Annotated in this window: 25 protein-coding genes and 1 pseudogene; 12 read left to right on the top strand and 14 right to left on the bottom strand. The window is 64.5% G+C overall.

The window, feature by feature from the left end:
• The 4 genes and pseudogenes from BN2475_RS15930 to BN2475_RS15915 form a co-directional block, all read left to right on the top strand.
• Positions 1 to 159 (top strand): annotated as a pseudogene (locus BN2475_RS15930) (carbohydrate ABC transporter permease); the annotation flags it as partial.
• Positions 156 to 866, top strand: coding sequence for an HAD family hydrolase (locus BN2475_RS15925; protein ID WP_094780471.1), 711 nt, complete (start codon positions 156 to 158; stop codon positions 864 to 866). The pseudogene BN2475_RS15930 and the gene BN2475_RS15925, both read left to right, overlap by 4 nt.
• 183 nt (positions 867 to 1,049) lie before the next feature.
• Complete coding sequence (locus BN2475_RS15920; protein ID WP_094780470.1) at positions 1,050 to 2,159, top strand: ABC transporter ATP-binding protein; 1,110 nt, start codon at positions 1,050 to 1,052, stop codon at positions 2,157 to 2,159.
• Between the two features lie 57 nt (positions 2,160 to 2,216).
• Entirely contained in the window at positions 2,217 to 2,513 is a 297-nt protein-coding gene (locus BN2475_RS15915; RefSeq protein WP_094780469.1) for a DUF1330 domain-containing protein, read from the top strand.
• Between the two features lie 91 nt (positions 2,514 to 2,604).
• On the opposite strand, the gene BN2475_RS15910 is transcribed toward BN2475_RS15915, so the two are convergent.
• The 3 genes from BN2475_RS15910 to dalD all read right to left on the bottom strand — a co-directional run bounded on the left by BN2475_RS15910 (position 2,605) and on the right by dalD (position 6,637).
• Positions 2,605 to 3,552: a sugar-binding transcriptional regulator gene (locus BN2475_RS15910; protein WP_094780468.1), complete on the bottom strand. Its 948-nt coding sequence runs from the start codon at positions 3,550 to 3,552 to the stop codon at positions 2,605 to 2,607.
• A gap of 78 nt (positions 3,553 to 3,630) precedes the next feature.
• On the bottom strand, positions 3,631 to 5,112 hold the full coding sequence (xylB, locus tag BN2475_RS15905) for a xylulokinase (protein ID WP_094780467.1): 1,482 nt from the start codon (positions 5,110 to 5,112) through the stop codon (positions 3,631 to 3,633).
• A gap of 112 nt (positions 5,113 to 5,224) precedes the next feature.
• Positions 5,225 to 6,637 carry a D-arabinitol 4-dehydrogenase gene (dalD, locus tag BN2475_RS15900; protein WP_094780466.1) on the bottom strand — a complete coding sequence of 471 codons (1,413 nt, stop codon included), beginning with the start codon at positions 6,635 to 6,637 and terminating at the stop codon, positions 5,225 to 5,227.
• Between the two features lie 638 nt (positions 6,638 to 7,275).
• Between dalD and BN2475_RS15895 the strand changes: the two genes are divergently transcribed.
• Positions 7,276 to 8,820: an FGGY-family carbohydrate kinase gene (locus BN2475_RS15895; protein ID WP_094780465.1), complete on the top strand. Its 1,545-nt coding sequence runs from the start codon at positions 7,276 to 7,278 to the stop codon at positions 8,818 to 8,820.
• Positions 8,821 to 8,847: 27 nt separating this feature from the next.
• Here BN2475_RS15895 and kynA read toward each other — a convergent pair whose 3' ends face one another.
• From kynA to kynB, 3 genes are read right to left on the bottom strand one after another with little or no spacing between them, the layout of a single operon-like run.
• Positions 8,848 to 9,798 carry a tryptophan 2,3-dioxygenase gene (gene kynA / locus BN2475_RS15890; protein ID WP_094780464.1) on the bottom strand — a complete coding sequence of 317 codons (951 nt, stop codon included), beginning with the start codon at positions 9,796 to 9,798 and terminating at the stop codon, positions 8,848 to 8,850.
• Positions 9,799 to 9,808: 10 nt separating this feature from the next.
• A complete protein-coding gene (kynU, locus tag BN2475_RS15885; RefSeq protein WP_094780463.1) occupies positions 9,809 to 11,059 on the bottom strand; it encodes a kynureninase in 1,251 nt (416 codons plus the stop codon).
• 39 nt (positions 11,060 to 11,098) lie between these two features.
• Positions 11,099 to 11,737 (bottom strand): arylformamidase, encoded by a 639-nt coding sequence (gene kynB / locus BN2475_RS15880; RefSeq protein ID WP_094780462.1) that lies wholly within the window; start codon positions 11,735 to 11,737, stop codon positions 11,099 to 11,101.
• A gap of 130 nt (positions 11,738 to 11,867) precedes the next feature.
• Here kynB and BN2475_RS15875 point away from each other — a divergent pair, with 130 nt between their 5' ends.
• Entirely contained in the window at positions 11,868 to 12,383 is a 516-nt protein-coding gene (locus BN2475_RS15875) for an Lrp/AsnC family transcriptional regulator (protein WP_094780461.1), read from the top strand.
• 93 nt (positions 12,384 to 12,476) lie between these two features.
• Here the strand turns inward: BN2475_RS15875 and BN2475_RS15870 are convergent, their stop codons facing one another.
• The gene (locus BN2475_RS15870; RefSeq protein ID WP_094780460.1) at positions 12,477 to 12,986 is read right to left on the bottom strand and encodes a flavin reductase family protein; all 510 of its coding nucleotides are present in this window, start codon (positions 12,984 to 12,986) and stop codon (positions 12,477 to 12,479) included.
• 256 nt (positions 12,987 to 13,242) lie between these two features.
• Here BN2475_RS15870 and msrA point away from each other — a divergent pair, with 256 nt between their 5' ends.
• A complete protein-coding gene (gene msrA / locus BN2475_RS15865) occupies positions 13,243 to 13,791 on the top strand; it encodes a peptide-methionine (S)-S-oxide reductase MsrA (RefSeq protein WP_094780459.1) in 549 nt (182 codons plus the stop codon).
• A 253-nt stretch (positions 13,792 to 14,044) separates the two neighbouring features.
• On the opposite strand, the gene BN2475_RS15860 is transcribed toward msrA, so the two are convergent.
• From BN2475_RS15860 to pdxH, 3 genes are all read right to left on the bottom strand, one after another.
• Positions 14,045 to 15,484, bottom strand: a complete 1,440-nt coding sequence (locus BN2475_RS15860) for a DUF72 domain-containing protein (protein ID WP_094780458.1) — start codon at positions 15,482 to 15,484, stop codon at positions 14,045 to 14,047.
• 72 nt (positions 15,485 to 15,556) lie between these two features.
• Positions 15,557 to 16,771 (bottom strand): SAM-dependent methyltransferase, encoded by a 1,215-nt coding sequence (locus BN2475_RS15855; protein WP_094780457.1) that lies wholly within the window; start codon positions 16,769 to 16,771, stop codon positions 15,557 to 15,559.
• A 136-nt stretch (positions 16,772 to 16,907) separates the two neighbouring features.
• The gene (pdxH, locus tag BN2475_RS15850; RefSeq protein WP_094780456.1) at positions 16,908 to 17,549 is read right to left on the bottom strand and encodes a pyridoxamine 5'-phosphate oxidase; all 642 of its coding nucleotides are present in this window, start codon (positions 17,547 to 17,549) and stop codon (positions 16,908 to 16,910) included.
• Between the two features lie 235 nt (positions 17,550 to 17,784).
• Here pdxH and tcdA point away from each other — a divergent pair, with 235 nt between their 5' ends.
• Complete coding sequence (gene tcdA / locus BN2475_RS15845) at positions 17,785 to 18,642, top strand: tRNA cyclic N6-threonylcarbamoyladenosine(37) synthase TcdA (RefSeq protein ID WP_094780455.1); 858 nt, start codon at positions 17,785 to 17,787, stop codon at positions 18,640 to 18,642.
• Between the two features lie 140 nt (positions 18,643 to 18,782).
• Here the strand turns inward: tcdA and trxA are convergent, their stop codons facing one another.
• Both trxA and BN2475_RS15835 read right to left on the bottom strand, forming a co-directional pair.
• Positions 18,783 to 19,631 carry a thioredoxin gene (gene trxA / locus BN2475_RS15840; RefSeq protein ID WP_094780454.1) on the bottom strand — a complete coding sequence of 283 codons (849 nt, stop codon included), beginning with the start codon at positions 19,629 to 19,631 and terminating at the stop codon, positions 18,783 to 18,785.
• A gap of 81 nt (positions 19,632 to 19,712) precedes the next feature.
• Entirely contained in the window at positions 19,713 to 20,588 is an 876-nt protein-coding gene (locus BN2475_RS15835) for a pirin family protein (RefSeq protein ID WP_094780453.1), read from the bottom strand.
• A gap of 193 nt (positions 20,589 to 20,781) precedes the next feature.
• Here BN2475_RS15835 and BN2475_RS15830 point away from each other — a divergent pair, with 193 nt between their 5' ends.
• Positions 20,782 to 21,663, top strand: a complete 882-nt coding sequence (locus tag BN2475_RS15830; RefSeq protein WP_094780452.1) for an EamA family transporter — start codon at positions 20,782 to 20,784, stop codon at positions 21,661 to 21,663.
• Positions 21,664 to 21,815: 152 nt separating this feature from the next.
• On the opposite strand, the gene BN2475_RS15825 is transcribed toward BN2475_RS15830, so the two are convergent.
• Positions 21,816 to 23,414 carry an N-acetylmuramoyl-L-alanine amidase gene (locus BN2475_RS15825; RefSeq protein WP_094780451.1) on the bottom strand — a complete coding sequence of 533 codons (1,599 nt, stop codon included), beginning with the start codon at positions 23,412 to 23,414 and terminating at the stop codon, positions 21,816 to 21,818.
• Positions 23,396 to 24,016 (bottom strand): tRNA (adenosine(37)-N6)-threonylcarbamoyltransferase complex ATPase subunit type 1 TsaE, encoded by a 621-nt coding sequence (gene tsaE, locus BN2475_RS15820; protein WP_094780450.1) that lies wholly within the window; start codon positions 24,014 to 24,016, stop codon positions 23,396 to 23,398. The genes BN2475_RS15825 and tsaE overlap by 19 nt, the downstream gene beginning before the upstream one ends.
• Positions 24,017 to 24,033: 17 nt before the next feature.
• On the opposite strand from tsaE, the gene queG reads away from it, so the two are divergent.
• The 3 genes from queG to xerD all read left to right on the top strand — a co-directional run bounded on the left by queG (position 24,034) and on the right by xerD (position 26,814).
• On the top strand, positions 24,034 to 25,281 hold the full coding sequence (queG, locus tag BN2475_RS15815; RefSeq protein ID WP_094780449.1) for a tRNA epoxyqueuosine(34) reductase QueG: 1,248 nt from the start codon (positions 24,034 to 24,036) through the stop codon (positions 25,279 to 25,281).
• Between the two features lie 130 nt (positions 25,282 to 25,411).
• Positions 25,412 to 25,882 carry a methylated-DNA--[protein]-cysteine S-methyltransferase gene (locus BN2475_RS15810; RefSeq protein WP_094780448.1) on the top strand — a complete coding sequence of 157 codons (471 nt, stop codon included), beginning with the start codon at positions 25,412 to 25,414 and terminating at the stop codon, positions 25,880 to 25,882.
• Positions 25,879 to 26,814: a site-specific tyrosine recombinase XerD gene (gene xerD, locus BN2475_RS15805; protein ID WP_094780447.1), complete on the top strand. Its 936-nt coding sequence runs from the start codon at positions 25,879 to 25,881 to the stop codon at positions 26,812 to 26,814. Before BN2475_RS15810 ends, xerD begins: the two co-directional genes overlap by 4 nt.
• Positions 26,815 to 26,882: the final 68 nt, after the last annotated feature.

Below are 26,882 nucleotides of genomic sequence, written 5' to 3'. Positions count from 1 at the left end.
CCGCTGACGGTGTTCATCGCTTCGTATTCGAGTCCCGAAGGGCTGTTCTGGGCCAAGCTGTCTGCCGCTTCGCTGCTTGCGGTCGCGCCGATCCTGATCGTCGGCTGGCTGTCGCAGAAGCAGTTGGTCCGTGGCCTCACGTTCGGGGCGGTTAAATGACGACGGTGACGGCGGGCACGCGTGTTCGCAATCTCGCGCTGATCTGCGACTGCGACGGCGTGCTGATCGACAGCGAAGCCGTGGCGGCGCGTATGCTGGTGCACGAGCTCGAAGCACGCTGGCCCGATACCGACGTCGAGCCGGTGCTGTTGCCGCTGCTCGGTCTGCGCATCGAGCGTGTGTTGCAGGGCACCGCGACGCAACTCGGCAAAAGCCTCGGCGCCCACGACATCGACGCGATCCGCCAGGCGGTGGAAGCGGCTGCGATGCAGGCGCCGGCGGTCGAAGGCATCGAGGCCGCACTCGCCCAGGTGCCGCTCGTCAAAGGCTGTGCGAGCAACAGCTTCCGCCCTTACGTGGAGTCCGTGCTGGCCCGCACGGGTCTCGTGCGGTTCTTCGGCGAGCGCCTGTTCTGCGCCGACGCGGTGCCCAATCCGAAGCCCGCGCCCGATGTCTATGTGGCGGCGGCGCACGGCTTCGGCCTCGCGCCTCGCGCATGCCTCGTGGTGGAAGACAGCGTCGCGGGCGTCACGGCGGCGCGCGTGGCGGGCATGACGGTGTTCGGCTTCATTGGCGGCGCTCACGCGAGCGACGCGCAGGTCGACAGGCTGCATGCGGCCGGCGCGCGTCACGTATTCGACGACATGCGGCAGTTGCCTGATCTCGTCGCACAATGGACGCTGAGCGCGACGGCGGCGGCGCCCTGAGCGTGCGCAAGGTGAGGCAGACTGAACGACCCCTGCAAGCAGCGGCCACGCAATCGACGGCGACATCCGGGACTACACGGCCGCAGCACTACACGGCCGCAGCACTACACGGCCGCGGCACTACACGGCCGCGGCACTACACGGCATTACACGGCATTACACGGCATTACACGGAGACACATCATGGCAAGCGTAACTCTGCGTAACATCAGAAAGGCCTACGACGAAAACGAGGTGCTGCGCGACATCAACCTCGACATCGCGGACGGCGAATTCGTCGTGTTCGTGGGCCCGAGCGGTTGCGGCAAATCGACCTTGATGCGGATGATCGCCGGCCTCGAGGACATCACCGGCGGCGATCTGACCATCGACGGCACGCGCGTGAACGATGTGCCGCCCGCCAAGCGCGGCATCGCGATGGTGTTCCAGTCATACGCGCTCTATCCGCACATGACCCTGTACGACAACATGGCGTTCGGGCTGAAGCTCGCCGGCGCCAAGAAGCCGGAGATCGACTCGGCCGTGCGCAACGCGGCGAAGATCCTGCACATCGACCACCTGCTCGATCGCAAGCCCAAACAGCTTTCCGGTGGCCAGCGCCAGCGCGTGGCGATCGGCCGGGCGATCACACGCAAGCCGAAAGTGTTCCTGTTCGACGAGCCGCTATCGAATCTCGATGCCGCATTGCGCGTGAAAATGCGCCTCGAATTCTCGCGTCTGCATGACGATCTGAAGACCACGATGATCTACGTGACGCACGATCAGGTCGAAGCGATGACGCTGGCCGACAAGATCGTCGTCTTGTCGGCGGGCAATCTCGAGCAGGTCGGCAGCCCGACCATGCTGTATCACGCGCCCGCCAACCGCTTCGTCGCCGGCTTCATCGGCTCGCCGAAGATGAACTTCATGGAAGGCATCGTGCAGTCGGTCACGCACGACGGCGTCACGGTGCGCTACGAAACCGGCGAGACGCAACGCGTGGCGGTGGAGCCCGGCGCGGTCAGGCAGGACGACAAGGTCACGGTCGGCATTCGTCCCGAACACCTGCACGTGGGCACCACCGAGGACGGCATCGCGGCCCGCACGATGGCGGTCGAATCGCTCGGCGACGCGGCCTATCTGTATGCGGAATCGAGCGTTGCGCCGGACGGCCTGATCGCGCGGATTCCGCCGCTCGAACGGCACGCGAGGGGCGATACGCAAAAGCTCGGCGCGACGCCCGAGCATTGCCATCTGTTCGACAGCGAAGGGAAAGCATTCCAGCGTAAGATCGTTGAAGTGCTGGCCGCGTGACGATCGGGAAAGCGGCGGGCGCGCCGCTTTCCGTTCAAACACGGTCAGGAAACGTTCATGCCCGCCTATGTCGTCATCACGCGCGAGAAAACGCTCGATCCCGCCAAACTCGAAGAATACAAACAGATCGCGCCCGCCACCTTCGAGCAGCATCCGGTGATGATGCTGGCGAGCCACGGGCGCAAGGAAGTGGTGGAGGGGCCGGCGATCGAGGACATCCTGATTCTCGAGTTCACCGGCTATGACGAAGCGCTTGCGTGGTATCGCAGTCCGGCGTACCAGGCCGTCAGCGAGACGCGGCTGAAAGGCGGCGATTACCGGATCATCATCACCGAAGGTTTGCCCCTGGTGTAGGGCGCCGGTGTGCCGCTTGCCCTTGCCACATTCATCAGGCGTTAAGTCGAAAACGAAGCCGAAAACGAAGCCGAAAACGAAGCCAACGGGCCTACGCTTCCAACGCCGCCCGCGCGCACAACTCGTCAGTCACCAGTCCCGACAGCCAGCCGCCCTTGAGCACCGCGATCAGCGCTTCGCGCTTGCGCAGGCCGCCCGCGAAACCGATCGTGGGGCGGCGCGGCGGCGCGTCGAGCGGGATGCTCGTCACGCGCCGGCCGGTCGGCGATTCGACGGATGCGCCGGCGGCATCGATCGGCAGTCCGAGCATTTCGGCGACGGCGCCGTTTTGCATCAACTCCTTTACCTCCGCCGACGTGATGAAGCCGTCCTCGTGCAGCGGACACTTCGGCCCGATATTGCCGATCCCGACGAACGCGACATCGGCTTGCGCCGACAGCGACTCGACGATCCGGTACAGCCGGTGATTGCACCACTGCGCGCGCTCGGCCTCGCTATCGGCGAGCAGCGGCGCGGGCAACAGGAAGTACTTGCCGCCCGTCTTCTCGGAGATGTGCAGCGCGACGTCGTAGCGGTTCGACGAGCCGTCCTGCGCGATCGCCCCGACCATCGACACCAGCCGGTGCTGCGGACGCTCCAGTTGCGCGATCTGATCGACCGCGGCCTTCAGCGTGCGGCCGCTGCTCACCGCGACCACCATCGGTTTTTCGGCGCTGAGATAGCGCTCCATCACCTGGGCGCCGGCCACCGCCAGCTTGCGGTCGACTTCGTCGGACGTGTCGCTGTCGACCGGCACCACTTCGCACGTGCTCAGGCCGTAGCGCTTCGACAGTTGATCGGCGAGCGACAGGCAATCGGCCAGCTTGTGATCGACGCGCACGCGGATCAGGTTCTTCTCCACCGCGAACGCGACCAGCCGTTGCGCAACCGGGCGCGAGACCTGCAGCTTCTCGGCGATTTCGTTCTGGGTATTGCCGGCGACGTAGTAAAGCCACGCTGCGCGCGTGGCGAGATCTAGTTTTTCTGTGGACTTGGGCACGGTAACGGTTCGCTTGAAGTGCGCCGATGATAGCAGTCGGTCGCCACCTTGGACGGGCAACCGGCCGCGATTGGCCGCTCAGGCGAGCGGGGCTCGCGCGGGGTCGAACAGCGGCCGCACGTGACGGTACAGCGCGCGATACGCTTCGAGCCGCGTGCGCAGCTCGGCGTGCCGGCGTGGGTTCGGCGTGAACGACTTTTCGATTGGCGGCTTGGTCAGCACAGTGGCTGGCTCGCCGCCCGCGGCCAACCAGCCGAGCCGGGCCGCGCCGAGCGCCGCGCCGGTTTCGCCGCCGCCGTGCTTGACGGTGGTGGTGTCGAGCGCATCCGCCAGCAATTGCGCCCAGTAGTCGCTGCGGGCGCCGCCGCCGAGCAGCGACAGCACCTTCGCTTCGGTGCCGGCTGCGCGCAGTGCGTCGAGGCCATCGGTCAGCGCAAGCGTCACGCCTTCGAGCACCGCGTAGCCGAGCAACGCGCGATCGGTCGCGTGGGTCATGCCGAAGAACACGCCTTGCGCGTACGGGTCGTTGTGCGGCGTGCGTTCGCCGGACAGATAGGGCAGAAAGAGCGGCGCGGTGTTCAACGCGTCGGCGGGAAGCGCTTCGATTTCGGCGAGCAGCGTCGGCTCGTCGGTCGAGGTGAGCTTGCAGACCCAACGCAGGCAACTTGCCGCCGACAACACCACGCTCATCTGATGCCAGCGATCGGGAATCGCATGACAGAACGCGTGCACCGCGGAAGCCGGGTTCGGTCGGAAGCTGTCGCCGACCACGCAAAGCACGCCCGACGTGCCGAGCGAGACGAAGCCGTCACCCGGTTGCGTCGCGCCGATGCCGATCGCGCTGGTGGCGTTATCGCCTCCGCCGGCCGCGACGATCACTTCTTCGCTCAAGCCGAACTCGCGCGCCACCGCAGGCAGCAGCGTGCCGGCCGGCGCGCTGCCTTCGCGCAAGTCCGGCATCTGTGCGCGCGTCATGTTGCAGGCGGCGAGCAGCGACTCGGACCAATCGCGTTTCGCGACGTCGAGCCACAGCGTGCCGGCCGCATCCGATGGATCGGAGATCTTGCCGCCGGTCAGTTGCAGGCGCAGGTAATCTTTCGGCAGCAGCACGCAGGCGGTCCGCGCGAAAATCTCCGGTTCATGGCGTGCGACCCAGAGCAGCTTCGGCGCGGTGAAACCCGGCATCGCCAGATTGCCGGCCACGCGGTGCAGCTCCGGCGCGCGCTCGGTCAGCTCCGCGCATTCCTTGTCGCTGCGCATGTCGTTCCACAGGATCGCGGGGCGCAGCACGCGGTCCTCCGCATCCAGCAGCACGGCGCCGTGCATCTGCCCCGACAGGCCGATGCCGCGAATCTGCGCGAACTCGTCGGGATGCCGCACGCGCAACGCGGCGAGCGCCGCGCGTGTACCCGTCCACCAGTCCTCGGGATTCTGCTCGGCCCAACGCTGATGTGGACGCGAAACGGTAAAGGGGGAGCCTGCCGTGCCGATCACGCGCCCGGTGGACGCAAGCAGCAGGACTTTTACTTCGGACGTGCCGAGGTCGATGCCGAGATACATGGGCGCGAAACCTTCGTCGTTAGGGATGCGCTACTTTAGCCGCACGTGACGCGCGGTGCCATGCGCGTTAAGCCTGGCACCGCGATGAGGCGACGGAAAAGCCCGGTGGCTTTCACACTGCGCCGCGTTCGGCCAGCCAAACGTCGACGCGCGCCAGCGCGCCCGCGAGTGCCGATTCCAGTTCTGGCGTCTGCGCGAGGCTGCCCCACAGCAGCCGGTCCGCCGCGAACGCCCGCAACGGATCGGGCGCCTCGAAGAAGCCGTGCGCGACGCGCTCGTCCATCACGCCGTCCTGATACGCGTAGGGCAGCTTGCCCGCGTGCCAGCGTTCGAGAAAACGGAAGAACAGCGCGGGCAGCATCGCGGTGGCCGCGGGCGTGACACCGCGCTCGATACACTCCGCGAGGGTCGGTGCGATAAAGCCGGGCAGCTTCGAGAAACCGTCGGCCGCGACGCGCTGGTTGGTGTCCTGGATATAGGGATTGCTGAAGCGCTCGAGCACCACGTCGCGATACCGTTCGAGATCGAGCGGGCTCGGCGTGAGACACGGGATCACGTCATCGGTCACATAGTCGAATGCGAACTGGCGGATGTCGGCGTCGAGCGTGCCCTCGTGGATGTAGTTCAGTCCGAGCAGCGTGCCCGCCCACGCGATGCAGCTATGCGTCGCGTTCAGAATGCGGATCTTCGCTTCCTCGTAGGGCATCACCGAGCCGACCAGTTCCGCGCCGACCTTTTCCCACGCCGGGCGGCCGGCGATGAAGCGGTCTTCGATCACCCACTGGATGAACGCTTCGCCCATCACTGGGCAGGCGTCGTCGACGCCGGTAGCGGCCTTGACGCGCTCACGCACGTCAGGCGTCGGACGTGGCGTGATGCGGTCGACCATCGAACTCGGGCTGGTGGTGTGGTCATCGAACCATTGCGCCAGTTCTTGCGCGCCGCGCCGTTCGAGAAACTCGCTCATGCCTGCATGAAAACGCTCGCCATTGCTGCGCAGGTTGTCACAGGTTTGCAGCGTGACGGGACCCGCGCCGCGTTTCATGCGCGCGTCGAGAATCGCCGCGAGCGCGCCGTAGATGGTGGTGTGGCCGCCGCTGAGATCGGTCGCGAGGTCGACGTTGGCGGTGTCGAGCCGGTCGTGTTCGTCGAGGTAATAGCCGCCTTCGGTCACGGTGAACGCGATGATCTTGCAGGCCGGATTGGCGCCCGCTTCGATTAGCGCGTCGAGGCTGTTGGTCCATGGCACCACGCGTTCGATCGAACGGATCGTCTCGTACGCGCGCTGGCCTTGGGGCGTGACGGTCTCGAGCGTGTAGACGCCGTGTTGCGCGGCGAGCGCATCGAGCACCGCGTTCATGTCGCTGCGGATATTGCCGACTGTCAGTGACCAATGCGGTTCGCTCGGCAGTTTCGCTTCATTCAACCGATGCAGATACCACGCCTGATGCGCGCGATGAAACGATCCCGCGCCGATGTGCAGGATCACGTGTGCGGCTGCGCCGCTGTCTTGCCTGCTGGTCATGTGTGTCTCCTGTGTCGACCAGCGTTAGCGCTTCAGCGCTTACGCTGGTCCCATGCTGAGGTCTGACTGGAGTTAGCGCTTCAGCGCTTACTCCAGGCCCTCAGCGGTCGACCGGAGCTAGCGCTTCAGCGCTACCTCCAGCGCCATAGCGCGTTACTCCGATCCCATGCAAAGTACCAACTCCGATCCCATGCAAAGTGGTTGCTGAATATCCTCGCCCGCACGGCTCGCAGCGTGCGTTCATCATGACTGGATCATTTGCTCTGTGTGTGAGCGAATGATCGTACCCAGTGAAACGAAAGTCAAGGCGAGATCAGCGGGATGACGTGGCGCAACGCGGCGTGGCGAGGTTTTAGCGGGCATCTCGCGGTGCGTCGCCGCACCGGCAGACATACGTCGTTGTACGTATTGCATTGCATCAAACATGACGCGGTGTGCGTCGGGCATGCACGGCTTCTCGCTGGCGGAGTGGGCGGAGTGGCAGGAGTGGCAGGAGTGGCAGGAGTGAGACGCGGCGATCGAAATCGCGAACTCGCTTGCTTCGATCAAGGTACTGATGAAGCCACGCGCATGAGTCCGCAAGCGGATGCCGGCGAGGGCGCATCATAGTCAGCGGGCAGCACATAAACGGAGACTGTATGAACTACATCATCGGCGTCGATATCGGCACGCAGAGCACCAAGGCGCTACTGGCCGACCGGCACGGCGCGATTGTCGCGCAGCATGCGTCGAGCTATCAGCCGGACACGCCCAGGCCGCTGTGGGCCGAGCAATGGCCGGCGGTGTGGTTGAAAGCGGTGGTGGAGTGCGTCGCGGCGTGCGTCGGCAAGGCGAAGCAGGCGGGCATCGCGGCGCACTCGATCAAGGCGCTGTGCGTGAGCAGTCTGTACGGCGGCTCGGGCATTCCCGTCGATAGCGAGATGCGGCCGCTCGCGCCCTGTCTGATCTGGATGGATCGCCGCGCGACGGATCAGGTCGAGTGGGTGCGCGAGAACGTCGATCTCGAACGGCTCTATACGATCACCGGCAACGGCGTGGACAGCTACTACGGTTACACGAAGATGTTGTGGTTGCGCGACCATGAGCCCGATGTCTGGGCGCAGACGCGCTATTTCCTGCCGCCCAATGCCTACGTGATCTACATGCTGACCGGCGAGGTGGCCGTCGATCACAGTTCGGCCGGCAATATCGGCGGCATCTACGACATCGCGAAGCGCGATTGGTCCGACGAGGCGCTCGATATGCTCGGGATTCCCGCCACGATGATGCCGCAGCGGCTGGTCGAATCGTCCGACGTGGTGGGCGGGTTGTTGTCGCAATGGACCGGACCGCTCGGTCTCGACGCCGGTACGGCGATCGTCGCCGGCGGCGTGGATGCGGCGATGGCGACCTTCGCCGCTGGCGTGACGCGCGCCGGGCAGCATGTCGCGATGATCGGCACGAGCATGTGCTGGGGCTATATCAATCAGAGCGTCGACGCGCGCCATGGATTGGTCAGCATGCCTAACGTATTCAACGGGCAGCGTGATATCTATGTGTTCGGCGGCGCGATCACCGCGGGTGGGTCGGTGACGTGGTATCGCGAGCAGTTCTGTCACGCAGAGACAGAGGCCGCACGCGCGACGCCGCATGGCGACCCGCACCGGTTGCTCGAAGAGTCCGCGGGCAATGTGCCAGCGGGCTCGGACGGCGTGATGTTCCTGCCGTATCTGATGGGTGAGCGCAGTCCGGTGTGGGACGCGAAGGCGAGCGGCGCGTTTGTCGGTCTCAGCCTGTTCCATACGCGCGCACATCTGTATCGCGCGGTGTTGGAAGGCGTGTCGTTTGCGCTGAAGCACAACATCGAAGCGGGACGCAAAGGCGCGCAATCGCTCGACGACCGCTTGATCGTGGTAGGCGGCGCCGCACATTCGGATTTGTGGATGCAGATCATCGCGGACGTGACCGGTTATCCCGTCTATACGATTGAGCAGAACGTGGAGGCGGCGATGGGTGCAGCGTTACTGGCGGCCGTGGGTGTCGGGCTGATTTCGCGCGAAGCGGCCGAAAGCGGCTGGGCCACCTTGGTCGAACGCGCGCAACCCGACGCCGTGCGCATGGCGTTGTACGAGCAGCGCTTCCACGTGTACACGGACCTGTATCCGGCTTTGAAGCCGGTCATGCATCGGTTGCAATCATCATGAAGACTACCTACCCGCACCCGCGGCCTGCTAAAGCATCGTCCTCACATGCCAAAGCTCAGGAAACAAAACCACGTCCAGCATCTTGCGCAGATAGGGCGCGCCGCTCGTTCCGCCGGTGCCCTGCTTGAACCCGATGATCCGCTCGACTGTCGTCACATGCCTGAACCGCCATTGACGAAATGCGTCCTCGAGATCGACCAGTTCTTCGGCCATCTCGTACAACTCCCAATGCTGCGACGGATTGCGATACACCTCCAGCCAGGCCGCTTCGACCGACGCATCGTGCGTGGTCGGCTGGGTCCAGTCCCGCTGCAGCCGCGAAGCTGAAATCGCAAACCCGCGGCGCGCGAGTAACTTCACGACTTCGTCATAGAAAGAAGGCGCTTCGAGCGAGGCCTGCACTTCGGCGTATATATCGGCGCGGTGCGCATGCGGTTTCAGCATCAGCTCGTTCTTGTTGCCGAGCAAGAACTCGATTTGCCGATACTGATAAGACTGGAACCCGGACGAGCTGCCCAGATAAGGCCGCATCGCGGTGTACTCGGAGGGCGTCATCGTCGCGAGCACGCTCCACGCCTGCACCAGCTGCTCCATGATCCGCGATACGCGTGCGAGCATCTTGAACGCGGGCGGCAACTCATCGCGATGCACCGCTTTCAGCGCGGCGCGCAGCTCGTACAGCGCGAGCTTCATCCACAACTCGCTGGTCTGATGCTGGATGATGAAAAGCATCTCGTTGTGATCGGGCGATAGCGGATGCTGCGCATGCAGCACCGTCCCGAGCGACAGGTAGTCGCCGTAACTCATCGATTCCGAAAAGTCGAGCTGCGCGTCATGCCAGCCTGTGCCGGCGGCATCGTCTGGCTGCGTCACAGCGAGAGAGGACGCAGCCGACGCGGCTACGCGCCCATGCCCAAACGGACATCCCTGGGTCGCCGACTCGTCCGGCAAACCCGGCGTTTGCATATGATCGGTCATGGCGCGCTCCTCAGGTCACTGCGCCGCGTGCGGCGAATTCGGGCGCCCGCCAGCTCTCTCGCGTGAGCACGTCACGCAAGGTCTCTACGGCATCCCATACATCGACGAAGCGCGTGTAGAGCGGGGTAAAGCCGAAGCGCAACACATGCGGTTCTCGATAGTCGCCGATCACGCCGCGTGCGATCAACGCCTGCATCACCTCGTAGCCGTGCGGATGTTCGAAGCTCGCATGCGAGCCGCGCTGTGCGTGCGTGCGCGGCGTGACGAGCTTGAGCGGAAACTCGCGGCAACGCGCTTCGACCAGTTCGATGAACAGATCGGTCAACGCCAGCGACTTCTTGCGGATCGCCTGCATGTCGGTCTGCAGGAACACGTCGAGCCCGCATTCGACCAGCGCCATCGACACCATCGGTTGCGTGCCGCACAGGAAGCGGCCGATGCCGTTGTCGGGCTGATACGCCGGGTCCATGTTGAAGGGCGCGCGATGCCCCCACCAGCCGGACAGCGGCTGCGCAAACTCGTTTTGATGGCGCTTCGCCACCCAGACGAACGCCGGTGAACCCGGACCGCCGTTCAGGTACTTGTACGTGCAGCCGACCGCGTAGTCCGCGCCGACGCCATTCAGATCGACCGGCACCGCGCCTGCCGAATGCGCGAGATCCCACAGCGCGAGCGCGCCTTGGTCGTGGATCAGCTTCGTCACCGCAGCCATGTCGTGCATGTAGCCGGTGCGGTAGTTCACGTGCGTGATCATCGCGACAGCGGTGTCGTCGCCGATCGCCGCGGGCAGCTCGGACGGATCGTCGACGAGGCGCAGTTCATAGCCGCGGTCGAGCTGCTCGATCAGTCCTTGCGCGATGTACAGATCGGTCGGGAAATTCGAGCGTTCGGAAACGATCACGCGACGCTTCGGATCGCGCGCATTCGCCAACCGCAGAGCGGCGGACAGCAGCTTGAACAGGTTGATCGAAATCGTATCGGTGACGACCACTTCGTCGTCGGCCGCGCCGATCAACGGCGCGAGCTTGTTGCCGAGGCGCCGCGGCAGCGCGAACCAGCCGGCGCTATTCCAGCTGCGGATCAGGCCTTCGCCCCATTCGGCGGCGATCACGCTTTGCGCGCGTTGCGCGGCGGCGGCCGGCGGCACGCCGAGCGAATTGCCGTCCAGATAGATGGTGGCCGGCGACAGCGCGAACTGGTCGCGCAGTGCTGCGAGCGGATCGGCGCGGTCGAGCGCCAATGCTTCTTCACGGTGGTTCATGGTGGTTCCGTCGGTCAGATCAGGGTGATATCGGTGAGGTCAACGCGGCTCGGACAGCGCGCGCAACACTGCGCGCACCGGGCTCGCGTCGAGCGTGGTCAGCTTGAGCGGCAGCGCGATCAGTTCGTAGTCGCCGGCGGCGACGGCATCCAGCACGATGCCTTCCAGAATCGCCATCCGGTGCGCGCGAATCCGGTGGTGAGCGTCCATCGTTTTCGATTCCTGCGGATCGAGCGACGGCGTGTCGATGCCGACCAGCTTCACGCCACGCGTTGCGAGCAGGTCGATCGTGTCAGGCGCGACTGCGCAGAATCCGTTGTCCCAACGGGTGGTCGGCGCGGTTCTGTAAGTGCGCAGTAAGACTCGCGGCGGCAGGCCGTCGAGCGAACCGGCCAGGTGTTGTGGCATCACAACAGGCGATGCGCCGATGCAATGAATCACCCGGCATCGACCGAGGTAGGCGTCGAGCGGCACGTTGCCGATCGCCGCGCCCTCGGCGTCGTAGTGCAACGGGGCGTCGGTATGGGCGCCGGTATGCGGCGACAGCGTCAGCCGCGCCACGTTGACCGGCGAGCCCGCCTCCATGCGCCACACCCGCTCGATACTGACCGGCGTATCGCCTGGCCAGACCGGCGTGGCGGTATCGATGGCGGGGGTGATGTCCCAGAGTGTCGGCATATCTCGTTTGGTGAAGTGTGTCTATCCGCAAATGATAGGTGGCTTGGCGCAGAATGTGATTGCGAAAAAATCTCCTTCTACGCCGTGTCTTGGAACATAATTTGAGTCAAACGGGAAAGGGAGACCGAATATGAACGCGATCTCGCTCGACGCCACCGATTGCCGTATCTTGACGGTGCTTCAGCAAGAAGGACGGATCAGTAATCTCGATCTGGCGGAGCGCATCTCGCTCTCGCCATCAGCCTGCCTGCGACGTCTGCGTCTACTGGAGGAGCAGGGCGTGATTGAACACTACCGCGCGTGTCTGAACCGCGAGGTGTTGGGTTTCGAGCTGGAAGCCTTCGTGCAGGTGTCCATGCGCAACGACCAGGCGAACTGGCACGAGCGCTTTGCCGAGGCGGTGCGAGACTGGCCGGAAGTGGTCGGCGCGTTCGTCGTGACTGGCGAGACCCATTACCTGCTGCGGGTGCTCGCGCACAACCTCAAACACTATTCGGATTTCGTGCTGCAGCGTTTGTACAAGGCGCCAGGCGTGATGGATATTCGCTCGAATATCGTGCTGCAGACCTTGAAGGAAGATTCGGGTGTGCCGGTATCGCTGGTAAAGAAGTCCGGCGGACACGGCGCATCGCATGGCGAACGCTGAGTGGCTTTGATTGGCTGGCTGGTTGGCCGGCCACCGTGCCGCTTTGTGCTGCTTTGTGCGGCTTTGTGCCGCGAGCGCATCGCGGCGGGGCGCTCAGAGCGGTTTGATGCCGTGAAATTTGCCGTGCTGAAACACCAGCGGCGAGATCTCCGCCGCGCGTTCATGCAGGCCGCAGCGTTCCACTTCGCCGACGAAAATCACGTGGTCGCCCTCGTCGTAGCGGCTGCGGTTATGGCATTCGAACCAGGCGAGCGCGCCGTCGAGCACCGGCATGCCGGTGTCGCCTTCCGCATGCGATACGCCTTCGAAGCGGTCGCCCTTGACGGTCGCGAAGCGTTGGCACAAATCGAGCTGCGACGCGGCCAGCACATTGACCACGTAGTGACTGTTGGCGCGGAACACCGGCATCGACGCCGAGCGGGTGGCGAGGCTCCACAGCACCAGCGGCGGATCGAGCGATACCGAGTTAAACGAGCTGGCCGTGATGCCGATCAATTGGCCGGATGCCGCACGCGTCGTAATGACGGTGACGCCGGTGGCGAACTGGCTGAGCGCCTGCCTGAACGCGGCCTGGTCGAAGTTGGGCGGGCTGGCGTGCTTCATCGGGCACTGACCCCTGCCATCAGCCGGGTCAAAGCCGGCATGAACCCGTCGCGTGCGTGGGCGGAAACAAATGATTCGAAAGTCATAGTGAAAATCGTTGATTGATCGCAATTTTAACTGCAATCACGGCGCACCGGCCGTAACCTCCGCCGGTCACTGAAAAACCCGCTAAGCTGGAAAGTCTCGACGGTGGCATGAGCATTGCGACGCAGCGGGACGGGCATCGGCCGATTATCAGTATCAAGGAGCGAGCAGCATGAGTCAGACAGGCGAAGTCGCCACCCTCGGTGGCGGATGTTTCTGGTGTCTCGAAGCGGTGTATCTCGGTGTCGACGGTGTGAACTCGGTCGAGTCGGGCTATGCGGGCGGGCAGACCGGCCATCCAACCTACGAACAGGTGTGTGATGGCGAAACGGGTCATGCCGAAGTGGTGAAGGTCGACTTCGATCCGGCGAAGATCAGCTATCGCGAGGTTCTCGATATTTTTTTCGCGATCCACGATCCGACGCAGCTGAACCGCCAGGGCAACGATGTCGGCACGCAGTACCGGTCGGTGATCTTCACGCATTCCGACGCGCAGCGCGAGGCGGCGTTGCAGGCGATCCGCGAGATCACCGAGCAGGAGATCTACGACGGGCAGATCGTCACCGACGTATTACCGCTCGACGACAACTACTGGCCGGCCGAGGCGTATCACCAGAACTATTTTGCGCAGCATCCGCATCAGGGGTACTGCTCATTCGTGGTGGCGCCGAAGGTGGCGAAGTTTCGTCAGAAGTTCGCGCATCGGATCAAGGCGGGCTGAGGACGCGTTGTGATTGCCGCGCGCCGCGTTGCATCGCGTTGTGCCGCGGCTTGCGGCTTGACTGCGGGCTGGGCGGCCGAGCATCTTATGGCGCGCGCCGCATTGGATCGCGCTGTGCCCGTAGCTCGCGGCTTGATTGTCGGTGCGCTGCGGGTGCGACGCAACAACCGGCGGAAAGATGTCCCGCATTGAAGCACCGCCATGCTGCTCAATCCGCTCAGGCCACTTTGTTGCCGGTTTCGCCGATAGCTTGCTAGTGGCCGGGCTCGTCCGGTTGCCCGGTCATATCCGGCGGCTTCGGTTCATCGTCATGCTCATGCTCGCGCTCGTAAGCCTGACGCGCATACGCTTCGATAATCGCTCGCGCCAGCTCCACGCAACTGAGCGGCGCTGAACCTTCCGCTTTGTTGTTGATCGCGATCACCACCGGCTGGCCGGCAAGCGCATAGCGCGCGGCCAGTTCGGCGAGCGATGCGCGCGTCGCTGGGTCTTGATCGACCAGCTGGTTGAACGGCTCGTACCTGGCCTTCGCCTGCTCGTATTTGAAGCCGCCGTGCAGACTCCAGCGCACGATCAGCGGCCCCGCCGGCTCGCCGTCCAGCAGTGCGAGCGCCGCGGCCTGGCGCAGCGGGTCTGGCATCCGTGCATGGATCCCGACGCAATACCGCACGCCCGCTGTTTTCAGCGTGCGGATGAAGCGCGGCGTGAGCAGGCTCGCGTCGCGGATCTCGATCGCATAGCAGGTGGGCTGCGGCAGTTTCGGCAATGCCATCAGGAATTCGGCGAGGCGTTCGATGAACACCGCCGGCTGCGCGAGCAGTTGGTCCGGCAGCGGCGAAAGCTGGAACACCAGCGCGCCCGCCTTGGCACCGAGCCCTTCGAGGCACGGTGTGACGAACTCGTCGATCGCCATTTGCGCGTTCAGGAAACACGGATTCAGCAACACCGGTTCGCCACGTTCGGCGCGCACGGTAGCGTCGGTGATCGTCATCGGCGCTTTGACGATGAAGCGGAAATGCTCGGGCACCTGCTGCGCGTAGCGCAAATATTCGGTGACCGACAGCGCCTGATAAAACGACCGGTCGATGCTGACCGTCTTCAGCAGCGGATGCGCACCATAGGCGGTGAGTCCGTCGCGCGAAAGTTTGCTGTTGCTGTACTCGTCGCCGTAGACGATCCCGTTCCAGCCCGGAAACGACCAGGTCGAGGTGCCGAGGTGGATCTGCGGCGGCAAGTCGGCTGCCAGCGCGAGCAGTTCAGCCGATGGCGGCGCGGCGAGGATCTCGCGGCTGCGGCGTTTTTTCGGGGTGTCGGCGGGAGTGGGCGCGGTTTCGCTGGGAGCGGCTAGCGGCGCCGCGCTGTCAGGTGCGTAGTCTTCTTGCCACAGCGAGGCGGCCTGTTCTTTTGCGCGCGGTGGATGTTTGCGCCTGGATTGCGCAGGGGCGTCGGCTGTTGCATGAGCTTCCGCGCTTGACAGTGCAGTCTCGCTTGCGCTGTCGGTTCTTCTTTCGGTTCTGCTTCCGCCAGGCGCCTGCCGTGCTTTCTCACCGCGAGCGTCGGCGTTCGACGGCACGGATGCCGGAACCGGTTGCACTGGCGCGCCGAACAGATCGAACTGCACGGTTGCGTCGCCGGTGTCGTCACGCTTGCCGCTCGCCGGCTGTTCAGTTTCGTTTGTCCCGCTCTGGCCCATCGATGTCCGACCTTGCTGTTCAAAGTTGCGCCGCGTCGGTCCGTTCACGCACGGCGCCGCGGCGCAACCGGATCACAGCGGTTTCTCGTACATGTAGCGACGCGACCACGGCAAGGTTTTCGCGCTGCGGCCGGCTTTGCGGCACACCACCTGGTAGATCGAGACATCGTCGGATTCGAACGCGTACGCGCAGCCGGCGAGGTACACGCGCCAGATGCGGAATTTTTCGTCGTCGACCAGCTTGCGGGCTTCTTCGGCCCGCGCCTCGAAATTTTCCGCCCACAGGTCCAGCGTGTGCGCATAGTGACGGCGCAGGCTTTCGACGTCAACCGCTTCGAGCCCGCCGCGCTGCATCGATTCGAGCGCCAGGCCGATGTGCGGCAGCTCGCCGTCCGGGAACACATAGCGGTCGATGAACTCGCCGCCGCCGAGCGCGGTTTCGCCGCTGTCCGAATCGCTCGACGTGATGCCGTGGTTCATCGCAATGCCGTCGTCGGTCAGCAGGCTGTGGATTTTTTCGAAGTAGCCCGGCAGATTCTTGCGGCCGACGTGCTCAAACATGCCGACGCTAGTGATGCGGTCGAATTGCCCTTCGACGTCGCGGTAATCCTGCAGGCGAATCTCGATCTGGCCTTCGAGGCCCGCGGCTTTCACGCGTGCGGTGGCGAGATCGAACTGGTTCTGCGAGAGCGTCACGCCCACGCACTTCGCACCGAATTTCTGCGCCGCGCGCAGCACCAATGCACCCCAGCCGCAGCCGATGTCGAGCAGACGCTGCCCGGGCCGCACCTGGATCTTGGTGAGGATGTGGTCGATTTTCTTGAGTTGCGCGGTGGCGAGATCTTCGTCGCCGTTCTCGAAGTACGCACACGAGTAGACCATGTTCTCGTCGAGCCACAGCTCGTAGAACTCGTTCGACACGTCGTAGTGGTACTGGATCGCCTTCTTGTCCGACGTTTTCGAATGATTGAAGTAACGCCGTACGCGCGCCAGCTTGCTTGCGCTGGTCACGGTATTGCGTGCCAGCTGGTAGCTGACGTTGATGATGTCAGATAACTTGCCTTCGATGTCGATCTTGCCCTTCACGTACGCTTCGCCGAGATTGTCCAGACTCGGTTCGAGCAGATAGGGCAGCGCCGTGGCGCTTTTGACATGTAGCGTGACCTGAGGGGCGGCGAATTGCCCGAAGTCATGTTGCTGACCATCCCACAGCACGAGGCGTGCCGGCAGATTGACCTTGGCTTTTACATCTTCCACCCACTGCGCCAGCTTTTTCTCCCAGAACATGTGATCTCTCCGTGTTCGTTGAATTAAAGCAAAGCTCGTGTCGATCGCGTTTAGCGTGGCGCAACTCCCATGCCACGACGCAATCCTGCCGGCACGCGCCGCTGGGTTGGCAGCGCGGCCGACGTTATGTTCCGGTTCAAGGCGAAAGGCGGGAGATGAGCCAGGTGGCACCTTCGCTTGCGCGCGTATAGAGCAAACGGTCGTGCAGGCGCGATGGCCGCCCCTGCCAGAATTCGATTGCTTCGGGGACCAAACGATAGCCGCCCCAGTGCGGCGGGCGCGGTGGTTGATCGCCGTATTGCAGGCTGATTTCGCGTTCGCGTGTTTCGAGTTGCGAGCGACTTTCAATCACCTGACTCTGGTTCGACGCCCACGCGCCGATGCGTGAATCGAGCGGACGCGACGCGAAGTACGCATCGCTTTCCGCCGCACTGGTTTTGACGATGCGGCCCTCGATGCGCACCTGGCGTTCGAGCTCGATCCAGTAGAACAGCAGGCTTGCGTACGGATTGGCGGCCAGCTCGCGGCCCTTGCGGCTTTCGTAGTTGGTGAAAAATACGAACCCGCGCTCGTCGACGCCCTTGATCAGCACGATGCGCGCCGACGGCCGGCCGCGCGGGTCGACCGTGGCCAGCGTCATGGTGTTCGGCTCGGGCAGTTTGGCGTCGACGGCCTGTTGAAACCACTTGTCGAACTGGCGAAACGGATTGCGGTCGACATCGCCAACGTCCAAAGAACCCAGCGAATAATTTTTTCGAAGTTCGGCGAGTGAGGTCATGTTCTTATGCGAACGCTACAGTGCAGCAAGTATAGCCAAGGCCTTAATTTTTTGCGCGCGAGCAGATCAAGGTGGCGCGCCGCGCGCCAGCGGCAGCGCCCGCGGTGCGATGCTTGCATCGCATGCCGCTGGATGGTCGACGGCGATGCGGATGGACGCGTTCAGGCAAAATACGGGCTGCGCATGCGTGCGCGTCGCTACTTTCTGTTTTGCCTGTTTTCAACGAGCCTTCATCATGTTCAGCACCACCGCGCAAACTGATCTTACTACCAGCCTCGACGGGAGTGAAACCGCCGACCGCACGCGGCGCTTCGGCGGTATCGCCCGCTTGTACGGCGCGCCGGCGCTCGCCGCGTTCGAACGCGCGCACGTCGCGGTGATCGGTATCGGCGGGGTGGGGTCGTGGGTGGCGGAGGCGCTTGCGCGCAGCGCGATCGGCGCACTGACGCTGATCGATCTGGACAATGTTGCCGAAAGCAACACCAACCGGCAGATCCACGCGCTCGACGGCAACTACGGAAAACCGAAAGTCGAAGCGATGGCCGAGCGCATCGCGGCGATCAATCCGGCTTGCGAGGTGCGGCTGATCGAAGACTTTGTCGAGCCGGATAATTTTGCGGCGACGCTCGGCGCTGGCTTCGACTATGTGATCGACGCGATCGACAGCGTGCGCACGAAGACCGCGTTGATCGCATGGTGCGTCGAGCGCAAGCAGCCGTTGATCACCGTGGGCGGCGCGGGTGGCCAGCTCGACCCGACGCGCATTCGCATCGACGATCTCGCGTTGACGATCCAGGACCCGTTGTTGTCGAAAGTGCGTGGGCAGCTGCGTAAGCAGCACGGTTTTCCGCGCGGCCCCAAAGCGAAGTTCAAAGTGAGCGCGGTGTATTCGGACGAGCCGCTGATCTACCCGGAGGCCGCCGTCTGCGATATCGACCAGCAAGCCGAGCACGTGAGTACATCGCCGGGTCACACGGGGCCGGTCGGTTTGAACTGTGCGGGATTTGGTTCGAGCGTGTGCGTGACCGCGAGCTTCGGTTTTGCGGCGGCCGCGCACGTGTTGCGGGTGCTGGCGAAACAGGCGACGGCTTGACGTGCTAGCTGCCGCGGAAAATGCGCGGCATGTGCAACGCGCAGCCGACGCCTGTTCATCGCAGGCATGCCGCGCGGATTCAGACACGATAGCCGCAGTTGCCGCGGCCGTGCCTGAACCCGCCGCAGATCAGAACGACCTCAGAACAACGACGCGCTCAGCTTGCGCCGCCAATGCGACACCAGCTCCGGCTGATGCGCGGCCAGGTCGAATACCGACAACATCATCTTGCGGCCGATATCGTCACGGAACGCGCGATCGCGCTGCACGATCGCCAGCAGATGTTCGAGCGCCTGCGCGTATTTGTGGCGCGCGATCAGCGCGCTGGCCAGATCGAAGCGCGCGTCCAGGTCGTCCGGGTTGGCGGCGACGCGGGCTTCGAGTGCGTCCGTCGGCGGCAGGTCGGCGGCGGCATCCACCGCGTCGAGGCGCGTCTTGATCTTGTTGAAGCGAGCGTCGATGCCTTGCGTCGTTTTCGGCGACAGCAGGTCGACTTCATTGCGCGCTTCGTCGATGCGGTTGTCTTCGAGCAGCATTTCGATGCGGTCCATGCGCGCTTCGTCGAAGCCCGGGTCGTAGGCGAGGGCGGCCTGCAGCGCGTCATAGGCATCGTCGCGCCGGCCTTCGGCAAGCGCGGTCTGCGCTTCGATGCGCGCGCCATCCGCGCCTTGCGGCACCAGCCGCTCGATAAACTCGCGCAGCTGACCTTCAGGCAATACGCCGACGAACTGATCGACCGGCCGGCCGTCGGCGAACGCGATCACGTGCGGAATGCTGCGCACCTGGAAGTGGCCGGCCAGTTCCTGGTTCTCGTCCACGTTGACCTTCACCAGCTTCCATTTGCCGGCGGCTTCGGCTTCGAGCTTTTCGAGCATCGGGCCGAGGCTTTTGCAGGGGCCGCACCACGGCGCCCAGAAATCGACCAGCACGGGGGCCAGGGTCGACGCCGTGATGACGTCCTGTTCGAAAGTGGCCAGAGTGGTGTCCATTGCGTCCTCGTCGATAAAACGGTTTGTGACTAGTTGGGGCCGGCCTGCGCGAATTCAATGCAGGCGCGGGCGCGCCGCGTTTCATTTGCGCGGCGGCAGCGGGATCCATTCGGTCTCGCCCGGCACCTTGCCCATCTCCTGATGGGTCCATGCGAGCTTGGCGGCTTCGATCTTCGCCCGCGAACTGGCGACGAAATTCCACTCGATAAAGCGCTCGCCGTCCAGTTTCTCGCCGCCGAGCAGCATTACCCGCGCGCCATGCGTGCTGGCGAGCGTGACCGTTTCGTCGAGCGCGAGCACCGCCATCTGGCCGGCTTCGAGCGTCGCGCCGTCGATCTCCAGATCGCCGTCCACCAGATAGACGCCGCGTTCCTCGTGTTCCGGTTCGAGCGCGAACGCGCTGCCCGGCGCGAACTGCGCGGCGACGTACAGCGTGCCCGAGAACGTCGTGACCGGCGACACCGCCCCGAAGGCCGTGCCCGCGATCACGCGCAACTGCACGCCGTTGCGCTCGACGACCGGCAGCGTGTCGGCGGCGTGGTGCGCGAACGACGGCTCGATGTCTTCATCCGCGAGCGGCAGCGCGACCCAGGTCTGGATGCCATGGATGATATTGCGACTCGCGCGGTCCTCGGCGGGCGTGCGCTCGGAGTGCACGATGCCGCGCCCCGCCGTCATCCAGTTGACGTCGCCGGGGACGATCTTCTGTGCCGAGCCGAGGCTGTCACGATGCATGATCGCGCCTTCGAACAGATAGGTCACGGTGGCGAGGCCGATGTGCGGATGCGGGCGCACATCGAGACCGACACCGGATTCGAGCGTGGCGGGACCCATATGGTCGAAGAAGATGAACGGGCCTATCAGGCGCGCCGCCATGGCGGGCAGCACACGCCGCACGGTCAGACTGCCGACGTCGCGCAGATGCGGTTTGAGGACGGCTTTGATCGAGGATGTCATGGGCAGGCTCGGCTGGGATGGTGAGTGAAGATGGGGCTCTCTGGACCGATTCTACTGCGCGGCACGTCATGCCGACCTTTCGCTGCGCATCGGCGCACCGGTGTGCCGGCCTAGCGCGGATGCGCAGCGCGCGCTGACGTCGCGCGGCTGGCTCCGTTAAACTGCCGGATCGAACAATCAACTGGAGGCAGGGATGTCGCCGAGGGATCTGCTGCTCGCGCTGGTGGTCGTGGTCGCATGGGGCGTCAATTTCGTGGTGATCAAGGTGGGCCTGCATGGCGTGCCGCCGATGCTGCTCGGCGCGTTGCGCTTTACGCTCGCCGCGCTGCCGGCGGTGTTTTTCGTCAAGCGGCCGAAGCTGGCACGGCGCTGGCTATTGGCATATGGCGCGACGATCTCGTTCGGGCAGTTCGCGTTCCTGTTCTCGGCGATGTACGTCGGCATGCCGGCGGGACTGGCGTCGCTGGTCCTGCAGGCGCAGGCTTTTTTCACGCTGATTTTCGCGGCGCTGTTCCTGCATGAGCGCTTCCACTTGCCGAACATCGCAGGCTTGCTTATTGCGGCGGCCGGGCTCGCGGTAATCGGCGCGCAGGGCGGCCATGCGATGACGTTGGCTGGTTTTGCGCTCACGCTGTGCGCGGCGTGCATGTGGGCGCTCGGCAACATTGTCACGAAGAAGGTCGGCAGGGTCGATCTGGTTGGGCTGGTGGTGTGGGGTAGCCTGATTCCGCCGCTGCCGTTTTTCGCGGCGTCGTATCTGTTCGAAGGACCGCAGAAGATCGCGGCGGCGCTGTCGGGCATCAGCGCGATGTCGATTTTCGCCATCGTGTATCTGGCCTTTGTCGCGACGCTGCTCGGCTACAGCTTGTGGAGCCGCCTGCTGTCACGCTATCCGGCAAGCCAGGTTGCGCCGTTTTCGTTGCTGGTGCCGATCGTCGGGTTGGCGTCGGCGTCGCTGTTGCTCGATGAGCAACTGTCGGTGATGGAGATCGCCGGCGCGGCGCTGGTGATGGCGGGGCTCGCCGTGAACGTGTTCGGCGGCTGGGTGGTGCAGCGGCTGATGCCGGCGCGTTGAGCCTCGTCGCTCAGTGCTCAGTGCTCAGCGCTCGGCGCTCGCGCGTGCGGGAGGCGGACAGCCGAGTGTGGGCAGCGACAGCGACAGCGTAGAGCAAACAGCAAAACGGCCGCATCGCGCGGCCGTTCTTTGTTGCATCGCACGCGGATACATCACGTCATGCGGTTTTTCGCCAGTGGCGGATTCGCCGCGAAATAGCGCTTGATGCCGTTCATGATCGCGTCGGCCATCTTGTCGCGATACGCATCGTCATTCAGACGGCGCTCCTCGTCCGGGTTGCTGATGAACGCGGTCTCCACGAGGATCGACGGAATGTCCGGCGCCTTCAGCACCGCGAAGCCCGCCTGTTCGACCGAGCCCTTGTGCAGCTTGTTGATGCCGCCGATTTCCTTCAGCACGAAGTCGCCGTAGCGCATCGAGTCGCGAATCTGCGCGGTGGTCGACATGTCGAACAGCGCGCGATTGACGGTGGCGTCGGCGGACTTGATGTTGATTCCGCCGATCTGATCCGACGAGTTTTCCTTGTTCGCCATCCAGCGCGCCGCCGCACTCGACGCGCCGTGCTCGGACAACGCGAACACCGACGAGCCCTTCGCCTCGGGCGTGGTGAACGCGTCCGCGTGGATCGACACGAACAGGTCCGCGCCGACGCGCCGCGCCTTCTGCACGCGCACGTTCAGCGGCACGAAGAAGTCGGCGTCGCGCGTCATCATCGCGCGCATGTTCGGTTGCGCGTCGATCTTCGCGCGCAGCTTCTTCGCAATATCGAGCGCGACGTGCTTCTCGTATGTGCCCGAGCCCCCGATCGCGCCCGGGTCTTCGCCGCCATGACCCGGATCGATTGTCACCGTCAGCAGACGCACCGTGTTGCTCTTGCTGGATTTCGGCGTGCTGAACGCGTAGGTTTCGTCGCTGCCGGTATCGTCGTTCTCCAGACTGCGCGCGCTGTTGGCGCTGCTGTTGACACCGCTGTTGGCCCCCTTGTTGCGTGCCATCGCGGTGGGCGGCGCGAGCGGTGTTGCCGGTTTGCCGGCAATGATCGGCGCGGTGGGCGTCGGCAGGCTATGCGACGGCGCACGCGGCACGCCTGGCGCGGCGTTGCCGCCGCCGTTCTGCGCATAGCGCTCGAAGAACGCCTCGCTGTTGTCGACGGTGGGCGGCGTCGTGGCGGGGCCGCTCAGCGTGGCGGGCGGTGCGCTGTTTTCTTCGTTCAGCGTCTGTTGCTTGCGCTCCGTCTGCGCGAGCAGATCCATCAACGGATCAGGGGCGACCTCGGGATACAGGTCGAACACCAGCCGGTACCGGTACGCGCCGACCGGCGGCAGCGTGAACACCTGCGGCTTCACCGAGCCCTTCAGGTCGAACACCATGCGCACCACATGCGGCTGATATTGCCCGACCCGCACCGACGATATCTGCGGATCGTTCGGCGTGATCTTCGAGACGAGATCCTTCAGCGCCTGATCGAGATCGAGCCCGCTCAGATCGACCACCAGCCGGTCCGGTCCCTGCAATAGCTGCTGCGTGTTCTGCAAAGGCTGATCGGATTCGATCGTCACGCGCGTGTAGTCGCGTGCGGGCCAGACCCGCACGCCGAGCACCGAGCTGGCGTGCGCGAGACGCGGCGCGACGAGACCGAGCAAGAGCGTGGACGCGCCTGCCTGCAGAATCTGCCGGCGCCGCCAGTTATGCGTTGCGGTAGCCGCCGATTCGATCGAGCGGAACGGTTTGATCAACATCTTTCGAGACATGCCTTTCCTGATTCGCTGTATGCCCGCGCGACGAGTACGCGGCCGTCACCCTCGCTGTCCAACTCCAGCGAGAAGACAAGATCCGGCACGCCGAGCAGGGCCCCCGCGCGTTGCGGCCATTCGACAAGGCAGATCGCGCCGCTGTCGAAATATTCGCGAAAGCCTGCATCGGCCCATTCGGCCGGATCGGTGAACCTGTAAAGATCGAAGTGGTAGAGCGCGAGTTCCCCTGCGGGTCGCTCGAGCACATAAGGTTCCACGAGTGTGTAGGTGGGACTGCGCACGCGGCCGGTATGGCCCAGGCCGCGCAAGGTCGCGCGCACGAGCGTGGTTTTGCCGGCGCCGAGGTCGCCGGCCAGTTGCACTTGCAGCCCGTGGAATGCCGCGTCGCCATCCGTGCCCGGGGCGGGGCGGGGCGCTGATTGCAGCGCTGATTGCGTCACGCTTTGCCGCGTTTCCCGATACATCAGGCGCACGCTTTCGATCGCCTGCGCGAAGCGCTCGCCGAACGCGTGCGTGGCGGCTTCGTCCGCGAGCGCGAAGGTGCGTTCGAGCAGGACAGGAGCGGGCGGTTGGATCGCGTGATCGGGATTGACAGGCATTCTCGTAAAATGGCGTGATGAAGCGAAGTCCGGAGTCCCCTCTTTCCAGCGCGCCCGCGTCCGTCGACGCCAAGGGCGCCGTGCGTCATTTCGATGAAGCGGCGCTGAATGCGCTCGCGCTGAACATCAAAACCTGGGGCCGTGAACTGGGTTTCGGCGCGATCGGCATTAGCGACACCGATCTGCGCGCTGCCGAAGCGCCGCTTGCAGCATGGCTGGAAGCGGGTTGCCATGGCGAGATGGATTATATGGCCAAACATGGCATGAAACGCGCACGGCCCGCCGAGCTTGTGGCCGGCACGCGACGTGTGATTACCGCGCGCATCGCTTACTTGCCTATCGAAACGCTGAGTGGAAAGGCGCACGAAAGCACTGCGCAGGACGGTCCTCTGGTGCCGCACTGGCCGCAGTGGCGCGCGGCCGAGCAGGCGCAGCTCGCTGATCCGTCGGCGGCGGTGGTGTCGATCTATGCGCGCGGCCGCGATTATCACAAGGTGATGCGTAACCGTCTGCAGCATCTGGCCGAGAAAATCGAAGCAGAGATTGGTCCGTTCGGCTACCGCGTGTTTACCGATTCGGCGCCGGTGCTTGAAGTGGAGCTTGCGCAGAAGGCTGGCATCGGCTGGCGCGGCAAGCACACGCTGCTGCTGCAACGCGAGGCGGGCTCGCTGTTTTTCCTCGGCGAGATCTATGTCGACGTGCCGTTGCCGACCGACGCCGAAACGTCGCCCGACGCGGCGCCCGAAACCCCGGGCTCGCATTGCGGCAGCTGCACGCGCTGCATCGGCGCCTGTCCGACCGGCGCGATCGTCGCGCCCTATAAGGTCGACGCGCGCCGCTGCATTTCGTATCTCACGATTGAACTCAAGGGCAGTATTCCCCTGGACATGCGGCCGCTGATCGGCAATCGTGTGTATGGCTGCGACGATTGCCAGCTCGTGTGTCCATGGAACAAGTTCGCGCAGGCCGCGCCGGTCGCCGATTTCGATGTGCGGCATGGGCTCGATCGCGCGTCGCTGGTCGAACTGTTTGCGTGGAGCGCGGACGAATTCGATACGCGCATGCAGGGCAGCGCGATTCGCCGCATCGGCTACGAGTGCTGGCTGCGCAATCTGGCGGTCGGCATGGGCAACGCGCTGCGCGCGCCGTCCGGCAGTTTGAGCGCTGAGGCTCGCGAGGCGATCGTGCACGCATTGAAGCTGCGTGCCGACGACCCTTCCGCGCTGGTGCGCGAGCATGTGGAATGGGCGTTGGAAGCGGCGTAAAGTAGCGGCAATCCGGCGGGCGGCCAAGGTTTGCCGGCAGCGGATTGCGCAGCATGCCGTGCCTCGCGCGGACACGCCGGGTACTCCATGTTGCCAACCGGAACGCCGCGTCAGCAAGGAGCAGGCAACCATGTTCAATGCAGTGATCGATGCGCCATTCGGCAAGGTCGGCATTCGTCTCGAAGGCGAAGCCGTGCGCGAGATCGTGTACCTGCCGGAGTCGGCGCAGAGCGTCGCGCCCGATACGCCACTGGCGCGGCAAACCGCCGAGCAGATCGAGCGTTATTTCGAGCGCGCCTCCGCGAAGTTCGAGTTGCCGCTGGCATTGGTCGGCACCGCGTTTCAGCGGCGCGTCTGGCAGGCGATCAGCGAGATTCCGCCGGGCGTCGTGCTGACCTATGGGCAGTTGGCCAGGCAGCTCGGCAGCGTGCCGCGTGCGGTCGGTCAGGCGTGCGGCGGCAATCCGTTGCCGATCGTGATCCCGTGTCATCGCGTGGTGAGTTCGAGCGGCATCGGCGGGTTCGCGCATCACGCTGGAGACGGCTTCTTCCGCAACGTCAAGCGCTGGTTGCTGGCGCATGAAGGCATTCCCTACGCATGAGCGATACCCTGGCTGATCACGCGAGCGCCGCGTCACCTCTGTTGCTGACCAGCTCGGCGTCGATCGACGCGTTCTGCGACGCGCTGTGGCTCGAGCACGGCCTGTCGCGCAACACGCTCGATGCCTATCGGCGCGATCTGCGTCTGTTCTGCGAATGGCTCGCGCAGAGCCGCAACGCGTCGCTCGACACCGCCAGCGAAGCCGATCTCAATGCTTATAGCGCCGCGCGGCAAAAAGACAAATCGACCTCGGCGAACCGGCGGCTCTCGGTGTTTCGCCGCTACTACGCGTGGGCGGTGCGCGAGCATCGCGCGCAGGTCGATCCGACGCTGCGCATCCGTTCGGCGAAGCAGCCACCGCGTTTTCCGTCGACGCTCACCGAAGCGCAAGTCGAAGCGCTGCTCGGCGCGCCCGATCTCACCACGCCTTTGGGGCTGCGCGATCGCACGATGCTGGAGTTGATGTATGCGAGCGGTTTGCGCGTCACCGAACTCGTCACGCTGAAGACCGTGGAAGTGGGGCTGAACGAAGGCGTGGTGCGCGTGATGGGCAAGGGCTCGAAAGAGCGGCTGATTCCGTTCGGCGAAGAGGCGCATGGGTGGATCGAACGCTATCTGCGCGAGGCGCGTCCGGCGCTGCTCGGCGCCCGCGCGACAGATGCGTTGTTCGTGACGAGCCGCGCGGAAGGCATGACGCGCCAGCAGTTCTGGAACATCATCAAGCGTCACGCAGCCGCCGCCGACGTGCATGCGCCCTTGTCGCCGCATACGCTGCGGCACGCGTTCGCGACGCACCTGCTCAATCACGGCGCCGATCTGCGCGTCGTGCAACTGCTGCTCGGCCATACCGATATCTCGACGACGCAGATCTACACGCATGTGGCGCGCGAACGTCTGAAGTCGCTGCACGCGCAGCATCATCCGCGGGGGTGATGGGCGCTTGCGCTGCGGCTCGCGCTGCGAGCGCGCTGCCAGTTGCGGTACTGCTTGCGCTCCTCCTT

Origin of the sequence: Paraburkholderia ribeironis (assembly GCF_900019265.1) — a bacterium.
In the GTDB taxonomy this organism is placed as follows: domain Bacteria; phylum Pseudomonadota; class Gammaproteobacteria; order Burkholderiales; family Burkholderiaceae; genus Paraburkholderia; species Paraburkholderia ribeironis.
This window is presented reverse-complemented; position numbering and strand designations above follow the sequence as displayed.